The 23,611-nt window shown below is 73.9% G+C and carries 23 protein-coding genes and 1 pseudogene; 10 read left to right on the forward strand and 14 right to left on the reverse strand.

Annotated features, from left to right (window positions below):
* The coding region (locus ACZ67Q_RS33715) for an RICIN domain-containing protein (RefSeq protein WP_471189964.1) at window positions 1-710 on the forward strand (710 nt) is incomplete at its 5' end.
* Between the two features lie 57 nt (window positions 711-767).
* Here ACZ67Q_RS33715 and ACZ67Q_RS33720 read toward each other — a convergent pair.
* From ACZ67Q_RS33720 to ACZ67Q_RS33745, 6 genes are all read right to left on the reverse strand, one after another.
* A complete protein-coding gene (locus tag ACZ67Q_RS33720) occupies window positions 768-1,517 on the reverse strand; it encodes a GntR family transcriptional regulator (protein WP_471189966.1) in 750 nt (249 codons plus the stop codon).
* 127 nt (window positions 1,518-1,644) lie between these two features.
* Window positions 1,645-2,811: a serine hydrolase domain-containing protein gene (locus ACZ67Q_RS33725; protein WP_471189968.1), complete on the reverse strand. Its 1,167-nt coding sequence runs from the start codon at window positions 2,809-2,811 to the stop codon at window positions 1,645-1,647.
* Between the two features lie 98 nt (window positions 2,812-2,909).
* The gene (locus ACZ67Q_RS33730) at window positions 2,910-3,878 is read right to left on the reverse strand and encodes an acetylxylan esterase (protein WP_471189970.1); all 969 of its coding nucleotides are present in this window, start codon (window positions 3,876-3,878) and stop codon (window positions 2,910-2,912) included.
* A gap of 120 nt (window positions 3,879-3,998) precedes the next feature.
* Window positions 3,999-4,586, reverse strand: a complete 588-nt coding sequence (locus ACZ67Q_RS33735; protein ID WP_471189972.1) for an Rv1733c family protein — start codon at window positions 4,584-4,586, stop codon at window positions 3,999-4,001.
* Window positions 4,587-4,710: 124 nt separating this feature from the next.
* Window positions 4,711-5,466 (reverse strand): ferredoxin reductase, encoded by a 756-nt coding sequence (locus ACZ67Q_RS33740; RefSeq protein ID WP_471189974.1) that lies wholly within the window; start codon window positions 5,464-5,466, stop codon window positions 4,711-4,713.
* On the reverse strand, window positions 5,459-6,064 hold the full coding sequence (locus ACZ67Q_RS33745; protein WP_471189975.1) for a sulfite oxidase-like oxidoreductase: 606 nt from the start codon (window positions 6,062-6,064) through the stop codon (window positions 5,459-5,461). Before ACZ67Q_RS33745 ends, ACZ67Q_RS33740 begins: the two co-directional genes overlap by 8 nt.
* 147 nt (window positions 6,065-6,211) lie before the next feature.
* On the opposite strand from ACZ67Q_RS33745, the gene ACZ67Q_RS33750 reads away from it, so the two are divergent.
* Entirely contained in the window at window positions 6,212-7,138 is a 927-nt protein-coding gene (locus ACZ67Q_RS33750) for an NADP-dependent oxidoreductase (protein ID WP_471189977.1), read from the forward strand.
* Complete coding sequence (locus ACZ67Q_RS33755; RefSeq protein ID WP_471189979.1) at window positions 7,135-7,851, forward strand: GNAT family N-acetyltransferase; 717 nt, start codon at window positions 7,135-7,137, stop codon at window positions 7,849-7,851. Before ACZ67Q_RS33750 ends, ACZ67Q_RS33755 begins: the two co-directional genes overlap by 4 nt.
* 13 nt (window positions 7,852-7,864) lie before the next feature.
* Here the strand turns inward: ACZ67Q_RS33755 and ACZ67Q_RS33760 are convergent, their stop codons facing one another.
* Entirely contained in the window at window positions 7,865-8,305 is a 441-nt protein-coding gene (locus ACZ67Q_RS33760) for a MarR family winged helix-turn-helix transcriptional regulator (protein ID WP_471189981.1), read from the reverse strand.
* Between the two features lie 79 nt (window positions 8,306-8,384).
* Between ACZ67Q_RS33760 and ACZ67Q_RS33765 the strand changes: the two genes are divergently transcribed.
* Window positions 8,385-9,431 (forward strand): ABC-2 transporter permease, encoded by a 1,047-nt coding sequence (locus ACZ67Q_RS33765; RefSeq protein ID WP_471189983.1) that lies wholly within the window; start codon window positions 8,385-8,387, stop codon window positions 9,429-9,431.
* Between the two features lie 189 nt (window positions 9,432-9,620).
* Entirely contained in the window at window positions 9,621-10,415 is a 795-nt protein-coding gene (locus ACZ67Q_RS33770; RefSeq protein WP_471189985.1) for a putative protein N(5)-glutamine methyltransferase, read from the forward strand.
* Window positions 10,416-10,484: 69 nt separating this feature from the next.
* On the opposite strand, the gene ACZ67Q_RS33775 is transcribed toward ACZ67Q_RS33770, so the two are convergent.
* Window positions 10,485-11,099 carry a hypothetical protein gene (locus ACZ67Q_RS33775; RefSeq protein WP_471189987.1) on the reverse strand — a complete coding sequence of 205 codons (615 nt, stop codon included), beginning with the start codon at window positions 11,097-11,099 and terminating at the stop codon, window positions 10,485-10,487.
* Window positions 11,100-11,188: 89 nt separating this feature from the next.
* A complete protein-coding gene (locus tag ACZ67Q_RS33780; RefSeq protein ID WP_471189989.1) occupies window positions 11,189-13,267 on the reverse strand; it encodes a SpoIIE family protein phosphatase in 2,079 nt (692 codons plus the stop codon).
* 276 nt (window positions 13,268-13,543) lie between these two features.
* Here ACZ67Q_RS33780 and ACZ67Q_RS33785 point away from each other — a divergent pair, with 276 nt between their 5' ends.
* From ACZ67Q_RS33785 to ACZ67Q_RS33800, 4 genes and pseudogenes are all read left to right on the forward strand, one after another.
* On the forward strand, window positions 13,544-14,416 hold the full coding sequence (locus tag ACZ67Q_RS33785) for a hypothetical protein (protein ID WP_471189991.1): 873 nt from the start codon (window positions 13,544-13,546) through the stop codon (window positions 14,414-14,416).
* Window positions 14,417-14,561: 145 nt separating this feature from the next.
* Window positions 14,562-14,942, forward strand: a complete 381-nt coding sequence (locus tag ACZ67Q_RS33790) for a hypothetical protein (RefSeq protein ID WP_471190208.1) — start codon at window positions 14,562-14,564, stop codon at window positions 14,940-14,942.
* 128 nt (window positions 14,943-15,070) lie between these two features.
* Window positions 15,071-17,086, forward strand: coding sequence for an FAD-dependent oxidoreductase (locus ACZ67Q_RS33795; RefSeq protein ID WP_471189993.1), 2,016 nt, complete (start codon window positions 15,071-15,073; stop codon window positions 17,084-17,086).
* Window positions 17,087-17,114: 28 nt separating this feature from the next.
* Window positions 17,115-17,645 (forward strand): annotated as a pseudogene (locus tag ACZ67Q_RS33800) (PadR family transcriptional regulator); the annotation flags it as partial.
* A 127-nt stretch (window positions 17,646-17,772) separates the two neighbouring features.
* Here the strand turns inward: ACZ67Q_RS33800 and ACZ67Q_RS33805 are convergent.
* Both ACZ67Q_RS33805 and ACZ67Q_RS33810 read right to left on the reverse strand, forming a co-directional pair.
* Entirely contained in the window at window positions 17,773-18,321 is a 549-nt protein-coding gene (locus ACZ67Q_RS33805) for a hypothetical protein (RefSeq protein ID WP_471189995.1), read from the reverse strand.
* Window positions 18,322-18,491: 170 nt separating this feature from the next.
* Entirely contained in the window at window positions 18,492-19,463 is a 972-nt protein-coding gene (locus ACZ67Q_RS33810) for a fibronectin type III domain-containing protein (protein WP_471189997.1), read from the reverse strand.
* A gap of 442 nt (window positions 19,464-19,905) precedes the next feature.
* On the opposite strand from ACZ67Q_RS33810, the gene ACZ67Q_RS33815 reads away from it, so the two are divergent.
* A complete protein-coding gene (locus ACZ67Q_RS33815; protein WP_471189999.1) occupies window positions 19,906-20,628 on the forward strand; it encodes a glycoside hydrolase family 75 protein in 723 nt (240 codons plus the stop codon).
* A gap of 651 nt (window positions 20,629-21,279) precedes the next feature.
* Here ACZ67Q_RS33815 and ACZ67Q_RS33820 read toward each other — a convergent pair.
* The 3 genes from ACZ67Q_RS33820 to dhaK are packed head-to-tail and all read right to left on the reverse strand — an operon-like array spanning window position 21,280 to window position 23,335.
* Window positions 21,280-21,690 carry a PTS-dependent dihydroxyacetone kinase phosphotransferase subunit DhaM gene (locus ACZ67Q_RS33820; RefSeq protein WP_471190001.1) on the reverse strand — a complete coding sequence of 137 codons (411 nt, stop codon included), beginning with the start codon at window positions 21,688-21,690 and terminating at the stop codon, window positions 21,280-21,282.
* On the reverse strand, window positions 21,683-22,282 hold the full coding sequence (gene dhaL / locus ACZ67Q_RS33825) for a dihydroxyacetone kinase subunit DhaL (protein WP_471190003.1): 600 nt from the start codon (window positions 22,280-22,282) through the stop codon (window positions 21,683-21,685). Before dhaL ends, ACZ67Q_RS33820 begins: the two co-directional genes overlap by 8 nt.
* 60 nt (window positions 22,283-22,342) lie before the next feature.
* Window positions 22,343-23,335, reverse strand: coding sequence for a dihydroxyacetone kinase subunit DhaK (gene dhaK / locus ACZ67Q_RS33830; RefSeq protein ID WP_471190005.1), 993 nt, complete (start codon window positions 23,333-23,335; stop codon window positions 22,343-22,345).
* Between the last annotated feature and the right edge of the window lie 276 nt (window positions 23,336-23,611).

Genomic DNA, 23,611 nt, shown 5'->3' on the forward strand with positions numbered 1-23,611 from the left:
ACGCCACCGACGACCTCGCCTCCCAGAAGTGGCGGCTGATCGGCGACACCGGCAGCCACACCAACGCCTCCTGGTACCGCTGGTTCCTCGACCCCGCCAACCGCACCAGCAGCCAGATCGTCGGCAAGTCCTTCCGCTCCTACTGCTCCTTCGGCTGCTCGAACGACTCCTACGGCGAGTACGTCGACATCACCATCGGCGCCGCCACCCCGGCCGCGCCGGTGCGCAGCGGCGCCGGTTACCGGATCACCAACGGTGACGGGCGCGTCCTCGCCCAGGCCGCGGGCGCCACCACGACGTCCCTGGCCGCCCCGACCGGCTCCCGCCGTGAGGCGTGGATCTTCACTGCCGATGGCGACGGCTCCTACCGCGTCGCCAACGCCGCCACGGGCCGGTTTCTCGGCGTCGACTCCAGCGCCACCTCCGGCCGGGCCTGGGGCGCGAAGCCCACAGTGACCCGGGCCGGGACGGGTGGGCCCACCGTGGGACAGCAGTGGTTCGTCGTGCCGGGTCGCACCGCCGACGGGACCCCCACCGGGAGCTACCGGCTCGTCAACCGCTACAGCGGGCTGGTCATCGGCCTGTCCGCGACGCGCGGCCGGCTCGCCGAGACCACACCGCCGCGCGGCTGGACGGACACCGGCGGCAGCCCGGTCGGTGGCTCCCGCACCGCCGCCGAGCAGACCCTGACCCTCACCCCGGTCCGCTGACCGTGGCGTGAGAGCGGCCGGGACCCGACTCCACGGGTCCCGGCCGTCGTACGGGACTCAGCCGGCGGCCGGCAGCGTGAACTCGTAGACCAGCGCCTCCTGCTGGGCGTCCACGACCAGGTCGGTGATCTCCAGCGGGCGGGCGTACTGGTCGTGCACGTACCGCGTCACGCGCATCGACGGGCCGTCGTCGGGGCGGACGATGGAGTCACGGTGGTGCAGGGTCAGTCCGGCGCGGCGCATCCAGTCGTAGACCCGGCGCAGCTCCGCCGAGGCGGTGCCGTCGGCGCGGTCGCGGTACCGCGCGAGCTCCTCGACCTCGTTCAGCGCCACCGCCGAGAAGGACGTCACGGCCGTACGGCGGCCGCGTCCGTCGGCCGTGGTGGAGTCGTAGCGGTGCACCAGGGTCGGCCGGTGCGGGGCGAGGCCGAGCGCCTCGGCGTGCTGCGGCGGGGGCGGCTGCCAGGCCACCGTGGCCCGGGTCGGTCCTCCCCGGTCCGCGCCGTCGGCGCCGACCGGGAAGGTCAGCGCCTGGGCGGGACGCGGGGCCGGCCCGGGCAGGGTGGCGTGGCTGCCGCGCCGGTCGGTGGCGACCAGGCCACGGTCGCGCAGCACTTCCAGCGCCTGCCGCACGGTCTCGCGGCTGACGCCGTAGTACGCGGCCAAGTACCGTTCGCTGGGCAGCCGTTCGCCCGGCGGGACGGTCCCGCCGGTCAGTTCGGACAGCAGAAGTGCCGCGACGCGCTGGTAGAGCGGCTCGTCCGCGTCGGCGGTGTGCGGGTGGTCGAGCGGGGTGGTGCGGGCCATGCCGCGCCCTCCTGTGGGTGACGTACGTGTCGTTCGCGCTCAGTCGCCACCAGGATTACCATTGGTCTACACCAGCAGGGAAGCAGGGACTGCCGGTTCGGCCGAAACGAGACCCCCGCACCGGCCGTCACAGCGCGTCGTACAGGGCGCCGACCAGCGCCCTCTTGCGTGTGTCGTCGGCGATGTGCGGGCCCATGCGGTTCATCACGTAGCCCAGCGAGACCCCCGCGTCCGGGTCCGCGAGTCCGCACGAGCCGCCGAAGCCGTCGTGTCCGAAAGCCTTCGGATCCGGACCGTAGGAGCCGTTCGGCCCGCTGAGCCACAGGCCGAGCCCGACCTCTGTCTCGTGTGCGAAGCCGGCTCCGAGCACCAGATCGCGGCAGGCGCCCTGGCCCTCGCGCACCCGCTCGGCCGCCTCTGCGGACAGCAGCCGGCGGCCGTCGAACGCGCCCCGCCCGGCGAAGACGCCGTACAGCGAGGCGACCGCCCGCGCGGTGCCGTGTCCGTTCGCGGCCGGGATCTCGGCGGCCCGCCAGCGCGCCGAGTTGGCCTGCGTCGCGCCCACCGGCGGATTGGTCAGCGCGGCCAGCGCCGCGGGCGCCAACTGGGCGAAGGCGGCGGCCCGTTCGCCGCTCTCCGGGGCCGGCGCGTGGACCAGTTCGGCCGCCCTGTGCGCCTCGGCTTCAGGCAGGCCGATGGTGAAGTCGATGCCCAGCGGGCCGGTCACCTCCTGCCGCAGGAAAGCCCCCGGCAGCAGCCCCGTCACCCGGCGCACGACCTCGCCGACCAGGAAGCCGTACGTCAGCGCGTGGTACCCGGACACCGTCCCCGGCTCCCACCAGGGCTCGGTCGCGGCGAGCCGACGGGTCGTCAGGTCCCAGTCGCACAGCTCCTCGAAGGAGTGCGGCTCGCGCAGCCCCGCGAGGCCCGCCCGGTGCGACAGCAGATGCCGTACCAGCACCTTCTCCTTGCCGGCCGCCGCGAACTCGGGCCAGTACGCGGCCACCGGCGTGTCCAGGTCGAGCAGCCCCCTGTCGGCCAGGACGTGGGCGACGAGAGCGACCGGGCCCTTCGTCGTGGACCACACGTTCACCACCGTGTCGCGCTCCCACGGCCGGGTGCGCCCCGCGTCCGCCCAGCCGCCCCACAGGTCCACCACGGTCCGGCCGCCGACCGTGACGGCCACCGCGGCGCCGAGTTCGCCCCGCTGCCGGAAGTTGTCCTCGAAGGCCTCGCGCACCGCCGTGAACCGGGAGTCGCAGTGGCCGTGCACCTCTGCCTCGACGTGGGACATGGGCCCTCCTCGGATCGGGGTCTGCCGTGAGCCCGGGCCGTGCGGGCGCGGCGCCGGGCACCCAGAACGTACCGACTGGTCGGACCGGAAGGAAGGGGTCAGGCGTAGGAGCGCAGCCAGCGCAGCCGGGCCGCGTCCTGGTAGGGGCCGCCCCCCTCGTGGTCGTTGAACTCGTAGACCTCGATGGCCTTGTCGTCGTGGGCCCAGGCGTGGAAGGCGGCGAACACCGTGGACGGCGGGCAGGTCTGGTCCTCCAGCGCCGCCGAGAACAGGGCGGGCGCCCGGCCGCGGGCGGCGAAGTGCACGCCGTCGAAGTACGACAGCGTGCGCAGCGCCTCCTCGGTGCGGCCGCGGTGCGTCTTGAGGTAGAGGGCGATCTCCCGGTAGGGGTGGCGGTCGGTGATGATCGTCGCGCGCGGGAAGTCGCACAGGAACGGCACGTCCGGGGCCACGGCCACCAGGTCGGGCACCAGACCGCCGACGGCGAGGGCGATGCCGCCGCCCTGGCTGGCGCCGAGCGCCACGGTGCGCGAGGCGTCGGTGAGCGGATGGGAGCGGGCCGCCTCGACGGCCCGTACGGCGTCGGTGAACACCCGGCGGTAGTAGTAGTGCTCCGGGGCGTCGATGCCGCGGGTCATGAACCCGGGGTAGGCCGGGGCGCCGCCCACCGGGTCGGCGGTGCCGCCCCCACCGCCCCAGGCGCTGCCCTGTCCGCGCGTGTCCATCACGAAGTGCGCCCGGCCGCTTGAGGCCCACAGCAGGTGCTCGTGCGGCAGGCCGCGCCCGCCGCCGTAGCCGACGAACTCCACGACCAGGGGGAGCGGCTCGCCGGCTCCGGCGGGCAGTACGAGCCAGCCCTTGACCGGGTGGCCGCCGTACCCGGCGAAGGTCGCGTCGTACACCTCGACGGTGGACAGGCCCGTCTCGACCGGCTCGAAGCGGGCGTCGAGGTCGTGCGCCCGCGCCTGCTGAAGGGTCTTCGACCAGAACGCGTCGAAGTCCTCGGGTTCGGTGGACGCGCTGCGGTAGTCGCGCAGTTCGTCGAGGGGCAGGTCGAACAGGGCCATACGGGACCGCCTCAGGGTGTGTGGGCTTGCGGAGCGATCACACCGTACGGGGAGATGACAGCGCTTTCTAGGGGTGCTTTCGGTATGCGGCCGAGGCGGGTCGGGGACGGCGGCCCGCCGTCACGCCGGGCGTCGCCGCGTCCACAGGGGTTCCGTGAACGCCCAGTCCCGGTCCCACTCGTCCAGCCGGTGGCGCAGGGACACCCGGCGCACCACACCGTGCACGAGGAGCACGACGGCGACCGTGCCGCCCGTGGCGGCGACCCCCATGGACAGGGTGTGCTGCCAGACGGCGGACTCGGTGGGAGGTGCGGCAACGTTGTGGCCGTGGGCGTCGAACCAGACGTCGACCGCGTCGCCGGTGTGCGTGCCCGCCGGGACCCGGGCCGTCGCCGTGTGCGTGGCGCCGCGCGCATCGCTCCAGCGCACCGCCACCGGGGTGGTGTGCCCGGTGCCGCCGTCCACGCTCGGCGGCGTGTCCGGCGTCCTGCCCACGACCCTGGCGTGCACCTCGTGCCGGTCCGCGCGCTGCTGCGCCGCGACCGCTCGTGCCTCGCCGTGTGCCCACCAGCCGGTCAGTACCCCGGCCAGCGGCGCGCCGACGAGCAGGAGCGCCGCGACGACCAGCGCCGTCCACGCTTCCACCACGTCGCACCGGCGCCGCAGCGGATTGCGCCGCCAGCGCCAGTTGCGCACCCGGGTTCGCATGTCGACCTCCTCGCCGTCACGCGTGCGAGTGCCCACATGGATCTCGTACCCCGTCCAGCAGACATCCTTCACCGGATCCGCGCAAACGGGAAGTCCCGGGCGCAGCGGACCCTGCGGCCCGCGATCAGCCGAAGCGTTCGATCCGGATCCGGTCCACCGGCTGACCGGCCGCCACCAGCAGCCGTGAGGCGTGCTCGGCGAAGGCGTTCGAACCGCACACGTACGCCTCCCAGCCGCCCGGCGGCGCCTTCGCCACGAGCGGTGCGACCTGCCCGGCGTGCAGCCGTCCCACCGGCACACCGGCGGGGGCGCGCCGGGTGAACACGAGGGTGGTCTCGGGGCCGTACTCGCGCGCGTAGATCAGGTCCTCCGGGCTGCGCGCCGACACCAGCAGCCGCACCGGCTGCGTCAGCCCGCGCGCCCGGTGGTGGCGCACCATCGACATCAGCGGTACCACGCCGGAGCCCGCGCCGATCAGCAGCGCCGGGCGGTCGCCGGGCCAGGCGAAGAAGCCGCTGACCGGGCCGCGCACCTCGACGGTGTCGCCGGGCCGGGCCACGGTGTGGAACCAGCCGGACACCTCGCCGCCCTCGACGTGGTCCAGGGTCAGCTCGATGTGCCCGGTCGCATCCGGCGCGGAGGCGATCGAGTAGTGCCGCTGGGCGACGTAGCCGTCAGGCGCGGTGAGCCGCAGCATCAGGTGCTGGCCGGGCAGATGCCCCGGCCAGCCGGGCACCGCCAGCCGGAACGTGGCGGCACGCGCGGTCTCGCGGCGGATCCCGGTGAGGGTCGCGGTCTGCCACGCGGAGGCCGTCTGCTCGTTCACGGCGATCCGGCCGGGCACCGCGAAGCGTGTCGGAGGAGTGAAGGTCTCAGTCACCGGAGTACCGCTGCTCCTGCCAGGGGTTGCCGCGCGGGTGGTAGCCGTTCTTCTCCCAGAAGCCCGGCTGGTCGTGGTCGAGCAGGCGCAGGCCCGCGATCCACTTGGCGCTCTTCCAGAAGTACAGGTGCGGCACCAGCAGCCGCGCCGGGCCGCCGTGCTCGGCGGGCAGCGGGCGGCCGTCGTGGGCGAACGCGATCCATGCCCGGCCGCCGGTCAGGTCGGCGAGCGGCAGGTTCGTGGTGTAGCCGGTGTGGGAGTACGCGACGACGTGCGTGGCGGAGGCGTGCGGGCCCACCTCTGCCAGGAAGACGTCCAGGGACACCCCCGAGAACCGCGTCCCGAACCTCGACCAGCCGGTGACGCAGTGGATGGCGCCCTCGTACGCGGACTCGGGCAGGTCCTGTGTCTGCGCCCAGTCCCAGCTGCGGGGGTGCGCGACCAGGCCGTCGATCCGGAAGGTCCACTGCTCCGGCGTGATGTCCGGGGTGACCTCGGCGGACAGCACGGGCCAGTCGTCGCCCGCGTCGTACTGACCCGGCGGCAGGCCCGGGTCCTGGACGCGGGGGCGTCCGGTGAAGCCTCGGGTGACGTTCATGATTCAACCGTAAGGGGTCGCGGAGGGTGCTTCGCTCCCGCCGTTCCCGCCGATCGTTGCGGCCGTATGAACATCCCGCAGGCCGGGGAATACGCCCCCGCGTCCATCGCTTGCCGCCGGTGAACAGCGAAGGAGAGTGAGGAGCCCATGCCCAAGGCGTACGTCTTCACCCGGTACGGCGGCCCGGAGACCGAGGCGCTCGTCGACGTGGACCGCCCCCGGCCCGGACCGGGTCAGGTGCTGATCGCGGTGCGGGCGGCCGGCGTGAACCCGGTGGACTACAAGCTGCGCAACGGCTACCGGCGCCCCGGCGAGAGCGGCGAGCGGGACTTCCCCGCGTACTTCGGCAGCGAGGTGGCGGGCGTGGTCGAGGAGACCGGGCCGGGCGTCGGCGGCTTCGCGGCCGGCGACGAGGTCTTCGGCCGTCCGGTCGTCGGCGGCTGGTCGCATTACGCGCTGCTGTCGGTGGAGCTGATCGCCCGCAAGCCGGCCGGGGTGACCTTCACCGCCGCGGCCACCCTGCCCGTGGCCGCGGCGACCGCCTATGACGGGGTACGGCAGCTCGGCCTGGCACCCGGCGCGACCGTGCTGGTCACCGGCGCGGGCGGCGGGGTCGGCGTGGCGGCGGTGCAGATCGCCCGCGCCTTCGGGCTGAGGGCGGTGGGAGTGGCCGGCGAGGGCAAGAAGGATCTCGTCGAGTCGCTCGGGGCGGTCCACGTGCCCTCGGGCCCGGGCTGGAGCGAACGGGCACGCGCGGCGGCGCCCGACGGCATCGACGGGATCTACGACCTCGTCGGCGGTGAGGTGTTCGCCGAGGCGGCGAGTCTGCGCACCGGCACCGCCCGGCTCGTCACGGCCGCAGCGCCCCCGGACCAGGCCGAGCGGCTCGGCGGCTCCCGCGTGGCCCGGGTGCGCGACAACGCCGTACTCGAGGCGGTGGCCGAGCTGGTGGCGGGCGGCGACCTGGACCCGCTCGTCACCGCCACGTTCCCGCTGGAGCGGGCCGGTGAGGCGCTGCGCGTCGTCGAGGAGGGCCACGCCCGCGGCAAGACGGTGATCGAGGTGGCCGGATGAGCGCCCCGCACGTCCTCGACAACCCTGCCCTCGCCTCGCTGACCGGCCCGCACGCCCCCTTCGCCGAGCGGCGCGGCCGGGTGCTGCGCTACCCGCTCGACGTGTCGCCGTGGCTGGCCCTGCCCGACGACCCGGACGAGCGGGACTGGGCGGACGTCGCCGCGCTCGCCGGCCCCGGCGGCGGGGTGCCGCTGGCCGGCTACGCCGGCCCGGTCCCGGACGACTGGGAGATCAGCTTCCACGTCGAGGGCGTCCAGCTGGTGGACGACGGCGTGGCCGCCGCACCCGACCCGGAGGCGGTACGGCTGACCCCCGCCGACGTCCCCGAGATGCTCGACCTGGTGGCGCGCACCCGCCCCGGCCCCTTCCTGCCCCGGACCATCGAACTCGGCACCTATCTGGGCATCCGGCGGGGCGGCGCGCTCGTCGCCATGGCGGGGGAGCGGCTGCACCCGCCGGGCTGGACCGAGATCAGCGCGGTCTGCACCGACCCGGCCTTCCGCGGTCAGGGCCTGGCCGCGCGGCTGGTCCGCGCCGTCGCGCACGGCATCCGGGCGCGTGGGGAGATCCCGTTCCTGCACACCGGCGCGCAGAACACGAACGCCATCCGGTTGTACGAGTCCCTGGGCTTCCGGCTGCGCCGCCGTACCGCGTTCCTGGAGGCGCGGGTGCCGCAGACGCTGGGGGAGGGGCGGGTCGTGCCGGTGGCGTAGGGCTTGAGTTCCCTCAGGCTTCCTCCTCCTGGGCAGGCGTCCAGGCGTTGTAGCGCACGAGGTAGTCGGCGAAGCGGGCCAGGTCGTCCTCGGGCCAGTGGGCCAGACGCTCACGGAAGGCGGCCCGACGGCTGTCCGTGACCTGGGCGAGGATGCTGCGGCCGGCCTCGGTCAGGTGCAGGACCTGGACGCGGTGGTCCTCCGGGTCCAGCCTCCGCTCGATGAGGCCGGCCCGTTCAAGCGCCGCGACCTGGCGGCTGACCGTGGACTTGTCCAGGGCGTAGTGCGCCGCCAGGTCGGTGGCACGGCAGCCGCCGCTCTCCTCCAGGTGCCCGAGCAGCGTGTAGGAGACCAGCGACAGCTCCGGGTGCATGCGCCCGGCCGACGCGCGGGCGCGGCGCGCGAAGATCGTCATCTCGCGCTGGATGGTCTCGACGGCATCGGCTGCGTTCACTTGCCCTCCTCCGGGGTTCTGGTTGTATAGTACAACTTGTAGAAAGAGTTGTATAAGCCAACCATTGGAGGAGTGAGCGATGAGGTCGCCCGCCGTGCGCCATGTGCTCACGCACCTGATCACCCCGCTGCTGATGTGCCTGGGCATGGGGCTCGCGTACATGGGGGCGTTCGTCACCCCGGAGCCGAACCACCTCCCGGTCGCCGTCGTCGGCTCCGGACCCGAGGCGAAGGTGCTCGCCCAGTCGGTCAAGGACGCCGCCGGCGACAAGCTCGACGTCCGCACGGTCGCCACCCGGGACGCAGCCGTCGACCTGCTGATCCACCGCGACATCACCGGCGCCTACGTGCCGGGCGCGAAGAACCCCGAACTGGTCGTCGCCACCGCCTCCTCCGACATGGGCGCCACCGCCGTCGAGAAGGTCTTCACCCCGGTCGCCGAGAAGCAGGGCGCCCCGCTGAAGGTCACCGACGTGGCCCGGCCGGTCTCCGACGACCCCACAGGACAGGGCCTGTTCTTCCTGCTCATCGCCGTCTCCATCGGCTCCTACGCCTCCGTCGCCGCGATCGGCGCCGCCGGCGGCGCGCTGGCGCTGCGGGTACGCGCCCTGCTGGCGCTCGGCGTCTCGGCCGTCGTCGGCGGCATCGGCACGCTGCTCGCCGGGCCGCTCTTCCACCTCGCCCACCACGACCTCGCCGGGATCTTCGGCATGGCGTGGCTGTACTCCGCGGGCATCCTGTTCATCGGCGTCGGTCTGCACACGTTCCTCAAGCGGTGGACCACGCTCGCCATGATGGTGCTGTTCGTGATGCTCAACTTCACCAGCTCCGGCGGGTTGTTCAGGCCCGAGCTGCAGAACGGCTTCTTCGGCGCCCTGCACGCCTTCTGGAACGGCGCCGGCTTCGTCGAGGGCACCCGCAGCCTGCTGTACTTCGGCCATGACGGCCTCGGCCGCACCCTGTGGACGCTGGCGGCCTGGCTGCTGGCCGGTCTCGCGGTGACCGGAGTGGCCGCCCTGTACGAGCGCGCCAAGGCACCCGTGACCGCCCCCGCGCCGCAGCCCGGGGAAGCGGCGGCGGAGGAAGCGGCGGCGGAGGAAGAGGTCGAGGAGACCGTCGGGGTGTGATCACCGGGAGGGCGGCGCTGGGGTAGGGTGGCGGTCCGGCTGCGGACCGCCCCAGCCGTGCGTCATCGAGGGAGGTGGGACCCATCACCGCAAGGACAGGTCGGGTGCTCTCCCCTCGCCGCGCGCGGACCGCCGGCGGCAGGTGACCCAAGGGAGCGCCCTTCGGCTACCGAAAGGCCCTCGGCTTCCATGCCCACACCCTCCACCTCCGTTCCCTTCCCTTCCGTCGTCGCCCGACTGCGCGCCGCCGGCTGCGTCTTCGCCGAGGACGAGGCGCGGCTGATCCTGGACACCGCCCGCGACGACGACGATGCCGCCGCCATGGTGGAGCGCCGCGTCGCGGGGCTCCCACTCGAACTCGTCCTCGGCTGGGCCGAGTTCCACGGCCTGCGCGTCACCGTCGAGCCGGGCGTGTTCGTCCCGCGCCGGCGCACCGAGTTCCTCGTCGACCAGGCGCTCGCCCAACTCCCGCACGCGTCGGTCGTGGTGGACCTGTGCTGCGGCTCCGGCGCGGTCGGCGCGGCCCTGGCCGCCGCGCTGCACGGCGTCGAACTGCACGCCGCCGACATCGACCCGGCCGCGGTGCGCTGTGCCGGGCGCAACGTCGCCCCGTACGGCGGCCAGGTCCACTGCGGCGACCTGTTCGCGGCGCTGCCGGACCGCCTGCGCGGCCGCGTCGGCATCCTCGCCGCCAACGTGCCGTACGTCCCCACGGCGGAAGTCGGGCTGCTGCCCGCGGAGGCCCGCGACCACGAGCCGCTGACCGCGCTCGACGGTGGAGCGGACGGGCTGGACGTGCTGCGGCGCGTGGCCGAGGGAGCGCCGCGGTGGCTGGCCCCCGGCGGCTGCCTGCTGGTGGAGACGAGTGAGCACCAGGCGCCCGCGGCTGTCGAGGCGTTCACCCGGGCCGGACTTGTCCCGCGGCTGGCGGTCGCGGAGGCGGGCTACGCCCACGTGGTCGTCGGGACGCGCGCGGCGGACTGAGCGGGACAGGGCCACCTCACGGGCGACGGCGGCCCTGTCGGGCAGTCGCCTCTTCCGGGCCGGCCGGCGTCAGGTCGTGGCCCCGCTCCCGGGCGCGCTCGGCGACGGCTCGTCGTCCCAGCGGTGGTGGCGGAAGCCGTCACGGTGGTGGCCCGGACCCCGGTCGGCGAAGTCGCCGGTCAGGGCGCGGATCGCCGTGCGCGTGCCGTCGTCGCCCCGGGTGCCGACCAGGAGGACCGTGTCGCCCTTCTTCGGTGTGCCGCCGCGGACGGTGGCGTCCGAGCCCACGGTCCACGTCCAGGACGCACCGTCCTCGCTCTTGACCGTGACCCGCTCACCGGAGACCGTCTCGACGGTGCCGCGCTGCCAGATCCGCACCACCCACTTGCCGGTGTCGGGATCCTTCACGGTGGCCTCGCCGTGCACGGCCGCACCGAAGCCGAACCAGGGGCCGCCCCGCTCGTGCCGCCCGTCCGGTCCGCCCGGCGACGGGGACGACGACGCGGAGGCCCCGGGCGGCGAAGGAGAATCACCCGACGTGGCGGCGTAGGCCACCGTCCCGCCGAGTGCCAGTACGGCGACGGCGGTGGCCGCGATCACCGTACGGCCGCGCGCCGAACGGCGGCGCCACGGCTTCCGCGCCCGCTCATGCTCCCGCGTGCCCTCCAGGTCCGGTTCCTGCATCGCGTTCACTCTCCTCGGCCGGCGTCATGGCCCCCTTCCTGTGATTGTCCGAGGGGCCCGGTAAGGACGGGGTAACGGCTTCCTGTGAATCACCCCTCCTGCCGGACCCGTGCGATGAGCAGGGCCACGTCGTCGTGGTTGTCGGGGTGGTGCAGCGTGCGCAGCAGTAGGTCGCAGACCTCCTCCAGAGGCCGTTCCGGGCCGTCCAGCAGGGTGAGCAGCATGGCGAGGCGCTCGTCGAGTGAGTGCCGGCGGGTCTCCACCAGACCATCGGTGTAGAACACCAGCTGGTCGCCGGGGCACACCTCGACGGTCGTGGTGGAGAAGGCGACCCCGCCCACGCCGAGCGGCGCGCCGGTCGGCAGGTCGAGCAGCTCGGGCGCCCGCCCGGCGCGCACCCGGGCCGGTGGCAGGTGCCCGGCGTTGGCGATCCGGCACTGGCCGAGCCGCGGGTCGTGCACGGCGTACACACAGGTCGCGATGGCCTCGTCGAGGCCGGAGGTGATCTTGTCGAGGTGCTCCAGGAGCAGCGCGGGATCGAGGTCCAGGGAGGCGAGGGTGTTGGTCGCGGTGCGCAGCCGGCCCATCGTGGCGGCGGCATTGATGCCGCTGCCCATCACGTCGCCCACCACCAGCGCCGTCTTGCCGTCCTCCAGCGGGATCACGTCGAACCAGTCGCCGCCGACCTCGGTCGTGGCGCCCGCCGGCTGGTAGCGGGAGGCGACCTCCAGGCCGCCGGTGAGCCGCGGATGGCTGGGCAGCAGGCTGCGCTGCAGGGTCAGGGCGGTGTTGCGGGCGTTCTGGTACCAGCGGGCGTTGTCGATCTGCACGGCGGCGCGGGCCGCCAGCTCGCGGGCCAGCAGCAGGTCGTCCCGGCTGAAGGGGAGCGGGTTGCGGGTGCGCTTGAGGTCGAGCGCGCCGAGCACCTCGCCGCGCGCGATGAGCGGCACGGCGAGATAGGAGTGCACGCCGGCGGCCTCCAGCAGTTCGGCGGCCTCGGCGGAGCGGGCGATGCGCGGCAGGTTCTCCGGCCGCACGTGCGCCATCATGACCGGCCGGCCGGTGCGCACGCACTCGGTGACCAGCCGGTCCGGGCCGTACCGGGCGATCTGTCCGGGCGGGTCGGCCGCGCGCAGCGCCTCCGGGGCGTCCCGCGCCTGCACGGCGAGCGCGCGGATCACCGCCGCCTCGGCCGGGCCCAGGCTGCTGCGCCGGCCCTCCACGACCGCCTCCAGGAGGTCCACGGCGGCGATGTCGGCGAGTTCCGGCACGGCCACGTCGGCCAGTTCGTGCGCGGTGCGCTCCAGCTCCAGCGTCGTACCGATCCGGGCGGAGGCGTCGGCGATCACGGCCAGCCTGCGCCGGGCGGCCTCCGCCTCCACGCTCGCCTGGTACTGGTCGGTGATGTCCACGACGGAGGCGGCCACGCCGAGCACGTTGCCGACGGCGTCCTCCAGCCGGTACAGCGAGAGCGTCCAGGCGTGGTCCTCGCGCGGGTCGGCCGGGGTGCGGCCCACGATGGCCTGGTCCACCACCGGCAGTCCCGTCGCCAGCACCCGGCGCGCCGCCGACTCCAGCGCGTCCGCGTCCAGGTCCGGCAGCACGTCGCGCAGCCGGCGGCCCAGGTGCTCCTCGGCGGGCAGGCCGTTGATGCGTTCCAGGGCCGGATTGACGGACACGAACCGCAGGTCGACGTCCAGCACGGCGAGGCCGATCGGCGACTGGGTGACCATGCGCGTCGACAGCGCCACGTCCCGCTCCAGGCGGCGCACGGTGGACCGGTCGGCGCACAGCCCGAGCGCGTACACGTCGCCCCGGTCGTCCAGCAGGCGCATGTTGCGGAACTCGACCAGGCGCGTGGTGCCGTCCTTGCGCCGGACGGGGAAGGCGCCGGCCCAGCTCTGCCCGGTCTCCATGACGTCCGCGAACAGCTTCACGACGAGGTCGAGGTGCTTCTCGTGCACCATGATGTGCGCCGCGTACCGGCCGAGCGCCTCCTGCGCGGAGTACCCGAACAGCTCCTCGGCCTGTGGGCTCCACAGCACCACCCGCCCCTGCGTGTCCAGGACCACGGAGGCGACGTTCAGGACGTCGAGGAGCCCGCTGGGCCGCACAGGGCCGCCCGGCGGCTGGTCGCCGTCGGTCACGGGAGATCTGGCTGACGTCATCCAGGTACCGCCTCCGCCCGTCCGTGCGGCACGCGTTCCCCCGTGCCGACTCCCCATGTTGTACCGCGCACAACCCTTTCTCCTACGCCTTCGCCCCCACCTCCACCATCCCCCAACACGACCGGAAACGTCCCGGCGGGCGCGGCGGGCGCGGCGCGGCCACCCGGGGGAGCGGCGTCGCCGGGCCGACGGAATCCGTTCACGTTATTGGTCTGTACATGACCATCGGGCGCCGCCAGACTGTGCGCGACCACCCCCTGACCGAGGAGTCGGCCCATGCCCCCACGCACCGTCCGGCAACGCTGTCGCACCGCCCTGACCGGCCTGGCGGCCCTCGCCTTCGTGTTGTGCGGCGCCCCGCACGCCACGGCCGCGGACACCTGGAACGAGGTCGGCTCCGACCGCGCCGACCCGCTCACCGAGAGCCAGGGCCTGGCCTCGATCGAGGTCCCGGCCGGCAGCCCCAACCGCTACACCGGCATCGGCACCATCCCGCTGAGCGTCTCCAGCCGCGGCTGGAACCACGTGGGCGACCCCGACGCCTCCTACGACGGCCACTACGTCGAGCCGTATCAGCGGGACTCCGGCAACGCGAAGATGTTCCGGGTGCAGGCGCCGGGCGGCGGCTGGTCGGAGTACGTCCACACGCTGAGCCCGGGCGAGGCCCTGAACAACTCCTGGGTGGCGATCAGCCCGGACGGGCAATGGATGCTCACCGGCGAGTGGGGCACGATGACCCGGCTGCTCGTCCTGCCCACGCCCGGCGTCAACCGGGCCACCTCGCCGTCGGCGAACCTGCCCCAGGCCGCGACCGTCCACCTCGACCGCGCCGTCCGTGACGTCCAGGGCTGCGACTTCGTCACCTCCACCCGGCTGCTGTGCGCCTCCGACGACCCCGACGGCACTCTGTTCGGCGTGACCAAGCCGCTGCTGCAGATCGACCTGTCCGCCGCGCCGAACGGCACCGCCGACGTGAACGGCCAGGTCAGCGCCCTGCGCCAGTTGCCGCTGCGCAGCGCCTGCTCCGGCGGCTTCGAGGCTGAGGGCGTCGACTACGACCGGCGCACCGGCACTCTGCGCGTCATCGTCGTCTCACCCGGCTTCTGCGTCCTGACCGACAGCAAGACCTACCGCCTCGTGCGGAGCTGAGCCCGCGGGTCCGCCCCGGCCGCCGGGGGCCCTTTGGTGGCCCGCACCGGCGGCCGGTGCTTTTCTTGGGTGTGGGGGAGCGGCATCGCGGGGAACCCGCACTGCCGCAGCGCGGTCTTGGAAGGAGCAGTGCATGCACCAGCACATGGACAACGAAAAGGCGCACCCCCACTCGGTCTCGCTGGAGATCAGTGACTGCAGCAAGGAGGACGCGCGGATCGTCTTCGACGCGCTCTGCGGTTACTTCGAGTCCGACCGGTGCCACGAGGACGTGCCGCAGCAGTTGTCGGAGGTCCGTCCGATGGTGTGGCTCGGCACCTTCGACGTCGACGACGCGCATGAGGGGGCCGAGAAGGCCGTGCACCCCGCCCCGCTGCGCGGCAGCGTCACGGCGGACGTCCAGGGCGGCTACTGGGCCATCGACCGCTTCCGCAAGACGCTGGACGGCCTGTTCAGCGTGCAGGACCTGAGCCACGCCTCGGGCGATCAGGAGCGGGAGATGCACCTGCGTCTGGAGAGCAGGTGATGCAGCCGGGTGACGGCCGGCCGGCGTCGACCGGCGGGTGATACCGGCCACCTCGTTGTGCAACTAGTTGCATAAAGGCTCCCGGGTCCTCTAGAACAGTGCGCAAGACACCGCGCACGGAGGGCCCGATGAGCCGTTACCCGCACCTGCTGAGCCCGCTCGACCTGGGTTTCACCACGCTGCCCAACCGCGTCCTGATGGGCTCGATGCACGTCGGCCTGGAGGAGGCCGAGCGGGGCTTCGAGCGCATGGCGGCCTTCTACGCCGAGCGCGCCCGCGGCGGAGTGGGCCTGATCGTCACCGGCGGTATCGCCCCCAACGACGAGGGGCGGCCGTACGAGGGAGGCGCCAAGCTCACCACCGACGCCGAGGCCGAGCAGCACCGGCAGGTCACGGAGGCCGTGCACCGCGAGGGCGGGAAGATCGCCCTGCAGATCCTGCACTTCGGCCGCTACGCCTACCACCGCGACCTGGTCGCCCCGAGCCCGGTCCAGGCCCCCATCAGCCCGTTCCCGCCCCGCGAGCTGACCGACGCCGACATCGAGCGCACCATCGACGACTACGCGCGCACGGCTCGCCTGGCACAGCAGGCCGGCTACGACGGCGTGGAGATCATGGGCTCCGAGGGCTACCTCATCAACGAGTTCATCGCCGCGCAGACCAACCACCGCACGGACCGCTGGGGCGGCTCGTACGAGAACCGGATGCGCTTCCCGGTCGAGATCGTGCGCCGGGTGCGCGAGGCCGTCGGTGAGGACTTCATCGTCATCTACCGGCTCTCCATGCTGGACCTCGTCCCCGGCGGCTCCACCCTCGACGAGGTGATCACCCTCGCCAAGGCCGTCGAGACGGCCGGCGCCACGATCATCAACACCGGCATCGGCTGGCACGAGGCCCGCATCCCCACCATCGCCACCTCCGTGCCGCGCGGCGCCTACACCTTCGTCACCAAGAAGCTCATGGGTGAGGTGGCGATCCCGCTCATCACCACCAACCGCATCAACACCCCCGAACTCGCCGAGCAGTTGCTCGCCGACGGTGTCGCCGACATGGTCTCGATGGCCCGGCCGATGCTCGCCGACCCGGAGTTCGTCAAGAAGGCCGCCGAGGACCGCTCCGCGGCCATCAACACCTGCATCGGCTGCAACCAGGCCTGCCTCGACCACACCTTCAGCGGACTGATCACCTCCTGCCTGGTCAACCCGCGCGCCTGCCACGAGACCGAGCTGGTGCTGGCCCCGACCCGGCTGACCAAGCGCGTCGCGGTCGTCGGCGCCGGCCCCGCCGGCCTGGCCTGCGCGGTCTCCGCCGCCGAACGCGGCCACACCGTCACCCTCTTCGACGCCGCCGAGGAGATCGGCGGCCAGCTCAACGTGGCCCGCAAGGTCCCCGGCAAGCAGGAGTTCGACGAGACGCTGCGCTACTTCCGCCACCAGCTCGACGCCCACGGCGTGGACGTACGCCTCGGCACCTGGGCCGGCGCCGACGACCTCGCGGACTACGACGAGGTCGTCGTCGCCACCGGTGTCACCCCGCGCACCCCGGACATCCCCGGCGTGGACCACCCCCGCGTCGTCGGCTACCTCGACGTGCTCCAGGGCGGCGCGTCCGTCGGCGACCGCGTCGCGATCCTCGGCGCGGGCGGCATCGGCTTCGACGTCGCCGAGTACCTCACCGACAGCGGTGACCGGGCGAGCGAGGACCCGGGGACGTACTTCCGCCACTGGGGCGTCGACCTGGACTACCGGGCCCCCGGCGGCCTCGCCGCGCCCGAGCGGCCGGCGCCGCCCCGCCAGGTCCACCTGCTCCAGCGCAAGACCAGCAAGGTCGGCGCCGGCCTCGGCAAGACCACCGGCTGGATCCACCGCACCGAGCTCAAGCACCGCGGCGTCACCATGGTGCCGGGCGTGGCCTACGACCGGATCGACGACGCCGGGCTGCACCTGAGCGTCGACGGCGAGAGCCGCGTCCTCGAGGTCGACACCATCGTGCTGTGCACCGGCCAGGAGCCGCGCCGCGACCTGTACGACGCGCTGGTGGCGGCGGGCCGCAAGGCGCACCTGATCGGCGGCGCCGACGTCGCCGCCGAACTGGACGCCAAGCGTGCCATCAAGCAGGGCACGGAGGTCGCCGCAGCCCTGTAGGCGCCCGCCGCGTCCCTAGGATGGCCCCATGTCCCTGCCGCACGCGATCCTCACCGCCCTGCTGGAGAAGCCGTCCTCCGGGCTGGAGCTGACCCGCCGCTTCGACAGGTCGATCGGCTACTTCTGGTCCGCGACACACCAGCAGATCTACCGCGAGCTGGGACGCCTGGAGTCCGAGGGTTACATCCGCGCGCTGCCGAGCGAACAGCCGGCCCGCGGGCAGAAGAAGGCCTACGAGGTCCTGCCCGCGGGCCGCGCCGAGTTGCAGCGCTGGACGGCCGCGGCGCAGGACCTGAGGCCGATGCGCGATGTCATGCTGCTGCGGCTGCGCGCCGCGGCCGTGGTGGGCACCGCCGGCCTGGAGGACGACCTGCGGCGCCATCTGGAGCTGCACGAGCGGCAGTTGGCGGAGTACCTGGAGATCGAGCAGCGCGACTTCCCGCCCGGCAAGGACGGGCCTCAGGACCGGCTGCGGCACCTCGTGCTGCGGGCGGGGATCGATCTGGAGACCTTCTGGACGCGCTGGCTCACGCACGCGCTGGAGGAGTTCGAGGCCCTCGACGAGGCCGGTGATCCGGGCGCGGACGACACCTCGGCCGTGGACGGCACCTCGATCACCAAGGACGCGTCGATCACGGAGGACGCGTCGGTCTCGGACGGTGTGCCGACGGCAGAGGACGCGTCGGTCACAGGCGATGCGGCTTCGAGCGGCGGCGCAGGAACCACGCCGCCCCGATGACACCGCCGCCCACCAGAGCCGCGCCCACGCCCATCGTGACCGGGCCGTAGTCCCGGGCCGCGCCGCCGAGGCCGCCCATCACCCCACGTGAGGGCGAGGACGACGGCGTGGGCCGGACGGTGGGCACGACGGGTGCGGAGACGATCACCGACTGGGTGCCGGCGGTGGTGTTGTTCGCGCACATCACGACGACGGTGTAGGTGCCCGGAGTGACGTTCGACCACGCGGCGGACTGGCTGACGCCGGTCCCCGAGAGCGCCACCTGGCGGCCCTGGGCGAAGTTCGCCTGGCTGCTGTTGAGCAGTGCCGCCGTGCCCCAGCTGCCGTTGATCTGGGTGCAGGCGCTGGTCACCACGGACACGGTGGAGCCGGTCGTGCTCACGGAGATGCCCGAGCCCCGGGCGGTGGCCGGTCCCGCGGCGGTGAGGGCGAGCGGCAGGGCGGCGGCGGCCGCCACGGCCATGCCGCGGCGTCTGAAGCAGTGAGAGTTGCGCATGGGGTGTCCTCCGGCGGCGGCACGGTTGGCGGTACATCCCTTGCGCCGCCGAGGATCGGGAACGCCCGTGCTGCCTCAGGGGCAGCCAATGTCCCCCGGCGCGCACGCGCATGCGGACGGCGCCCGGGCAGGTGACGGATTCCCACCAACGGCCCAGGTCCGTCCGCGGCTCACCGGCCGGCCCCGGTCGTCGCCACCTGCTCCGCCGACCAGCCGCCCCAGCTGCCGTCGGGCAGCCGGGCCCGCAGCCGCAGCCGGTGGCGCACCCCCGGCTCGCCGCCGGCGTAGAAGCTGTAGCTCGCCCGGTCCCGGGGCGCGTCGGCGCCCCACACCAGGGAGGTCGCCGTGCGCCCGTCGAGCTGCAGCTGGTACTCGCCGACCGTGCCGTCCGCCCGCGGCGGAACCCAGGACAGATCCAGGTAGTACGCGCCGCCCGCCTCGTGACTCGTGACGCGGAAGGCGGCGGGCGCGGTGTCCAGGCCGTCGTCCGTGCCGGGGGCCGTGGTGAGCCGGAGCGGACCGGCGGCGGGCGAGAGGTTGTCGGCCGCGTCCCGCGCCCGCACGGTGAACGCGTACCGGGTGCCCGGCCGCAGCCCGGTCACGACCGTCGCCGTCTGCGCCCCGCCCACGCTGTGGATCTTCACACCGCCCTGGTAGACGTCGTACGACACCACCTTCCGGTCGTCGCGGGCAGCCGACCACCACAACTGGACCGCCGTGCTCCCGGCGCTGCGGCCGGTCAGCCGGCCCGGCCGGGTCGGCGCCGAGCGGTCCGCCGCCGTGGCGGCCGGGGTCGTCGCCGTGACCTCCCGGCTGGGCGGCCCGAGCCGGCCCGCCCGGTCGCGGGCGCGCACCGAGAAGACGTACGCCGTGGCCGGCCGCAGCCGGACGACGTCCACCATGTGCTCGCCGGCCGGCACGTCCGCCACCTTGGCGCGGTCGCGGTACACCTCGTAGCCGCGGACGCCGTCGGCCGCGGAGACGGCGTTCCACATCACGTGGACGCTGGTCGAGCTGCCCGCGGTCGCCGTCACGCCGGCCGGGGCGCCCGGCAGCGCCCCGCTGTCGGTGTCGTCCGCGCCCGCCCGTCCGCAGGACGTGACCAGCAGCAGGAGCACCGTGTACAGCACCACGCGTCGCACCACGTGCCTCCCGTGTCGGTCGCAGAGCAGGACGGCAAAGGTCCGGACCAATAGGCTCACCATGGCATCGGTGACGCGCACTCATCAAGGGTGCGACGGTCCCTCGTGCGCGGCCGGCCGAGCGGTCGGGTGGACGGTCCCCGGGTGCGCGGGCGGCCGGGCGTTGGTGTCCTCGCGGCCGTTACGTATGCTGAGGTCCGGTGACCGAACTCCCCCGGAGTGCCGGGGAGTTCACCCCGCGGGCGCGGACCGCTGTCGTCGCTGTTTTCGCGCCGGACGCGGGCGGCCGGGACGCCGGAGCCGACGCAGGCCCGGCGTCCCGCCGCCTGGCAGGCCGTCAGAGGCCGTGCACCGTACGGCCCCGCCGGGTGGCCGGGGCGAGGCACCCGCCCCAGATTGGCTGAGTGACCGTCACCGCCCCTCATGAGAGGGTCCCTCCATCGTGCGTGCCCCGTCGATGACGCTGGCCGCGGCCGGGCTCTTCCTGCTGGCCCCGGCCCTGCCGTCCGCCGCCGCGCCGCGGCCGCCCGCCTCGGGTCCCCAGGCGCTCATGTCCGCCCGGCCGCCGGGCGCCGTACGCGCCGCCGAGCTGCTCGCCCGGGCCCGCTCCTGCACAGCCGTCTCGCGCGGCCGCTACCGCACCGACGACGACGCGCCCGCCACCGTTCCCGTGTGCGGCACCCGCGATGCCGTCATCTGGACCGCGGACCTGGACATCGACTGCGACGGGCGGCCCACCTCGCGCTGCAACGGCGACACCGATCCGCTCTTCGCCGAGGCCACCGCCTTCGCCCAGGCCGACGGGCGCTACCCGAGCGCCGAGACGCTGCCCTACATCGTCGTACCCGCGCCGAGCGCCCGGTGGGACCACCGCAGGTACGGGGTGCGCGGCGGCTCGGTCGCCGCCGTCGTCCACCATGGCCGCGTCCGGTACGCCGTCGTCGGCGACATCGGCCCGAGCGACATCATCGGCGAGGCCTCCTACGCCACCGCACGGGCGCTGGGCATCCGCGCCGACCCGCACGGCGGCGGCACGCCCTCCGGGGTCACCTACATCGTCTTCAGGGACTCCGAGGTCAAACCCATCGAGGACCGCGCAGCCGTGACGGCCACGGGCGAACGGCTGGCCCGCCAGTTCGTACGCGGTGACCACGGCGGCGACTGAGAGACGCGCGGGCGTCCGCGGGGGCGGGGTGTGTGTGGTGGCCGCCTGTGGGGTGGGATCCCGGCGCCGCGGGGTGTCCGCCGGGGTGGGGCGACGGCGGGTACGGATCCCGGCGCGGGGGAGCCGCCGCGACCCTGCCGTGTGAGGGTGCCGGCGGGGGCTGGGAGCCCCGCGTGGTGGCACCGGACGAGAACGGATCCCGGCGCGGTGTAGCCGCTGCGACCCGTTGCGTGCGGGGATGGAACCCAGTTGGAGCCGCCGCGGCCCCGCCGTGTGCGGGTGTCCGCGGGGGCTGCGAACCCGCGTGGTGGCCCCGGACGAGAACGGATCCCGGCGCCGCGGAGCCGCTGCGGCCCCCGGCGTCCGGGTATCCGCCGGGGGCGGGGCGTGATGCCGCCGGCGGGGACGGCTCCCAGCGTTGCCTGGCCGCCGCGGACCGCCATGTGTGAGTGGTGGCCCCGGGCGGGGACGGGTGCCGGCGCTGCGGAGCCGCCGCCCCGCCGCGTGTGGGGGCGCACCCGGGTGCCGCGGAGCCGCCGGGACCCGCCGCGTGCGGAGGCGGGCCCGGGTGCCGCGGAGCCGAGGCGGCCCGCCGCGTGCGGAGGCGGGCTCGGGTGCCGCGGAGCCGCCGCCGTCCGCGCCCGGCGGGGCTCACTCCTTCCGGTACTCGTACGCCTCCTTCGCCGCCGCCTCCACCGCGTCCAGGTCGGCGCCCGTCGCCGCCGTGACGACCGCGGCGACCGCGCCCTCGACGAACGGCGCGTCCACCAGGCGTGAGCCTTCGGGCAGTTCGTCGCCCTCCGCGAGGAGCGCTTTCACCGTCAGCACCGCGCTGCCGAGGTCGGTGATCAGGGCGACCCCGGCGCCGCGGTCCACGGAGGCGGCCGCGGCGGCGATCAGCTCGGCGCTGGTGCCCAGCCCGCCGCCCTCGGTGCCGCCGGCCGGGGCGACCGGCACCGCCGAGCCGCCCCCCGACAGCGACTTCGCCAGCTTGGCCACCGACTCCGCCACATCGGCGCTGTGGGACACGAGGACGATCCCGACCAGCTTGTCGTCACTCATCGTGCGCCTCCGCGAGGGCCGCGATCAGCAGGGCCGACGAGGTCGCCCCCGGATCCTGGTGTCCGATGCTGCGTTCACCGAGATAGCTGGCCCGGCCCTTGCGGGCCTGCAACGGTGTGGTGGCCTCCGCGCCCTGCTCGGCGGCGGTCCGCGCCGCGGCGAAGCCGTCTCCGAGCGCGTCGAGCGCCGGGACGAGAGCGTCGATCATGGTCTTGTCGCCGGGCGCCGCACCGCCCAGCGCCATGACGGCGTCCACCCCGGCGCGCAACGCCTGCGCGAACTGCTCCTCGCTGACCTCGGCGGCGTCACCGAGCGTCTTGCCGGTCCGGCGCAGCAGGGTGCCGTACAGCGGGCCCGACGCCCCGCCGACCTTCGAGATCAGCTGCTTCGCCGCCAGCATCAGCACCGCACCGGGCGTGTCGGGCGACTCCTCCTGCAGCGCGGCGGTCACGGCGGTGAGTCCGCGCTGCATGTTGGTGCCGTGGTCGGCATCCCCGATGGCCGAGTCGAGCGCGGTGAGATGGTCGGCCTCGCGGTTCACGGACGCGGCGGCCGCCGTCAGCCAGCGGCGGAAGAAGTCGGCGTCGAGCACGTGGTCTCCTTGCGTGGTAGAGGTGTGGCCAGGGGTGTCGCGCACCTGCTGATCACCGTGTCACATGCCCCAGCGCAGCCCCGGCGTGCTCACCGGCGCGTCCCACAGCCGCAGCAGTTCCTCGTCGATCTGGCACAGGGTCACCGAGGCGCCCGCCATGTCGAGCGAGGTCACGTAGTTGCCGACCAGGGTGCGGGCCACCGCGACGCCCCGCGCGGCGAGTACCCGCTGCACCTCCGCGTTGAAGCCGTACAGCTCCAGCAGCGGCGTCGCGCCCATGCCGTTGACCAGGACCAGGACGGGGCTGCGCGGGCTCATGTCCTCGAGGATGGCGTTGACCGCGAAGTCCGCGATCTCCCCGGAGGTCATCATCGCCCGTCGCTCGCGTCCCGGCTCGCCGTGGATACCGATGCCCAACTCCAGTTCGCCCGGCGGGAGGTCGAACGTCGGGCTGCCCTTGGCCGGGGTCGTGCAGGCGCTCAGGGCCACGCCGAAACTGCGCGCGTTCTCGTTCACCTGCCGGGCGATCGCCTGCACGCGCTCCAGCGGCTGGCCCTCGTCGGCGGCGGCGCCGGCGATCTTCTCGACGAACAGCGTCGCCCCGGTGCCTCGGCGCCCGGCCGTGTAGAGGCTGTCGGTGACCGCCACGTCATCGTTGACCAGTACCTTCGCGACCTGGATGCCCTCGTCCTCGGCCATTTCGGCCGCCATGTCGAAGTTGAGCACGTCGCCGGTGTAGTTCTTGACGATGAACAGCACCCCGGCGCCGCTGTCCACGGCCGCCGCGGCGCGCAGCATCTGGTCGGGGACGGGCGAGGTGAACACCTCACCCGGGCAGGCCGCCGACAGCATGCCGGGGCCGACGAATCCGCCGTGCAGCGGCTCGTGCCCCGAGCCCCCACCGGAGATCAGTCCGACCTTGCCCGCCACGGGGGCGTCCCGCCGCACGATCACCCGGTTCTCGACGTCGACGGTCAGTTCCGGATGGGCGGCCGCGATCCCCTTCAGCGCATCGGCGACGACGGTCTCGGGGACGTTGATCAGCATCTTCATGGGTACCTCCTGAAGCGATGGACAGGTGGGCCCCTGGCCTACGTTTTTCCAGGTCAGGTTCCCGGAAACGGCCAGTCAATGATCTTGATGGTCCACGGCGGCCCCGGTCTGGCTGTATGTCCTGATGTCGGCAGTATCGACCTTGCGGGCGTCGAGGTCACGTGGAACGCCCAGTGGCGTCAAAGGTTGCCCGATGCAACGTAGGCGCCGGGCGGTGGCGCGTGACGGCGGCGGACGGTTCTCCACGCGGCTCGGCCGCCGTACACGCGGCGCCGT

It is taken from the genome of Streptomyces sp. NPDC036813, assembly GCF_055609245.1.

What these genes read in the sequence shown, in the direction of transcription:
- ACZ67Q_RS33745 (WP_471189975.1), bottom strand. Translation starts at nt 6,064, where the DNA reads ATGAACGTCACCCGAGGCTTCACCGGACGCCCCCGCGTCCAGGACCCG.
- ACZ67Q_RS33785 (WP_471189991.1), top strand. Translation starts at nt 13,544, where the DNA reads ATGCCCCCACGCACCGTCCGGCAACGCTGTCGCACCGCCCTGACCGGC.
- ACZ67Q_RS33780 (WP_471189989.1), bottom strand. Translation starts at nt 13,267, where the DNA reads ATGACGTCAGCCAGATCTCCCGTGACCGACGGCGACCAGCCGCCGGGC.
- ACZ67Q_RS33795 (WP_471189993.1), top strand. Translation starts at nt 15,071, where the DNA reads ATGAGCCGTTACCCGCACCTGCTGAGCCCGCTCGACCTGGGTTTCACC.
- ACZ67Q_RS33765 (WP_471189983.1), top strand. Translation starts at nt 8,385, where the DNA reads ATGAGGTCGCCCGCCGTGCGCCATGTGCTCACGCACCTGATCACCCCG.
- ACZ67Q_RS33720 (WP_471189966.1), bottom strand. Translation starts at nt 1,517, where the DNA reads ATGGCCCGCACCACCCCGCTCGACCACCCGCACACCGCCGACGCGGAC.
- ACZ67Q_RS33725 (WP_471189968.1), bottom strand. Translation starts at nt 2,811, where the DNA reads ATGTCCCACGTCGAGGCAGAGGTGCACGGCCACTGCGACTCCCGGTTC.
- ACZ67Q_RS33770 (WP_471189985.1), top strand. Translation starts at nt 9,621, where the DNA reads ATGCCCACACCCTCCACCTCCGTTCCCTTCCCTTCCGTCGTCGCCCGA.
- ACZ67Q_RS33820 (WP_471190001.1), bottom strand. Translation starts at nt 21,690, where the DNA reads ATGAGTGACGACAAGCTGGTCGGGATCGTCCTCGTGTCCCACAGCGCC.
- ACZ67Q_RS33755 (WP_471189979.1), top strand. Translation starts at nt 7,135, where the DNA reads ATGAGCGCCCCGCACGTCCTCGACAACCCTGCCCTCGCCTCGCTGACC.
- ACZ67Q_RS33790 (WP_471190208.1), top strand. Translation starts at nt 14,562, where the DNA reads ATGGACAACGAAAAGGCGCACCCCCACTCGGTCTCGCTGGAGATCAGT.
- ACZ67Q_RS33730 (WP_471189970.1), bottom strand. Translation starts at nt 3,878, where the DNA reads ATGGCCCTGTTCGACCTGCCCCTCGACGAACTGCGCGACTACCGCAGC.
- ACZ67Q_RS33735 (WP_471189972.1), bottom strand. Translation starts at nt 4,586, where the DNA reads ATGCGAACCCGGGTGCGCAACTGGCGCTGGCGGCGCAATCCGCTGCGG.
- ACZ67Q_RS33750 (WP_471189977.1), top strand. Translation starts at nt 6,212, where the DNA reads ATGCCCAAGGCGTACGTCTTCACCCGGTACGGCGGCCCGGAGACCGAG.
- dhaK (WP_471190005.1), bottom strand. Translation starts at nt 23,335, where the DNA reads ATGAAGATGCTGATCAACGTCCCCGAGACCGTCGTCGCCGATGCGCTG.
- ACZ67Q_RS33775 (WP_471189987.1), bottom strand. Translation starts at nt 11,099, where the DNA reads ATGCAGGAACCGGACCTGGAGGGCACGCGGGAGCATGAGCGGGCGCGG.
- ACZ67Q_RS33805 (WP_471189995.1), bottom strand. Translation starts at nt 18,321, where the DNA reads ATGCGCAACTCTCACTGCTTCAGACGCCGCGGCATGGCCGTGGCGGCC.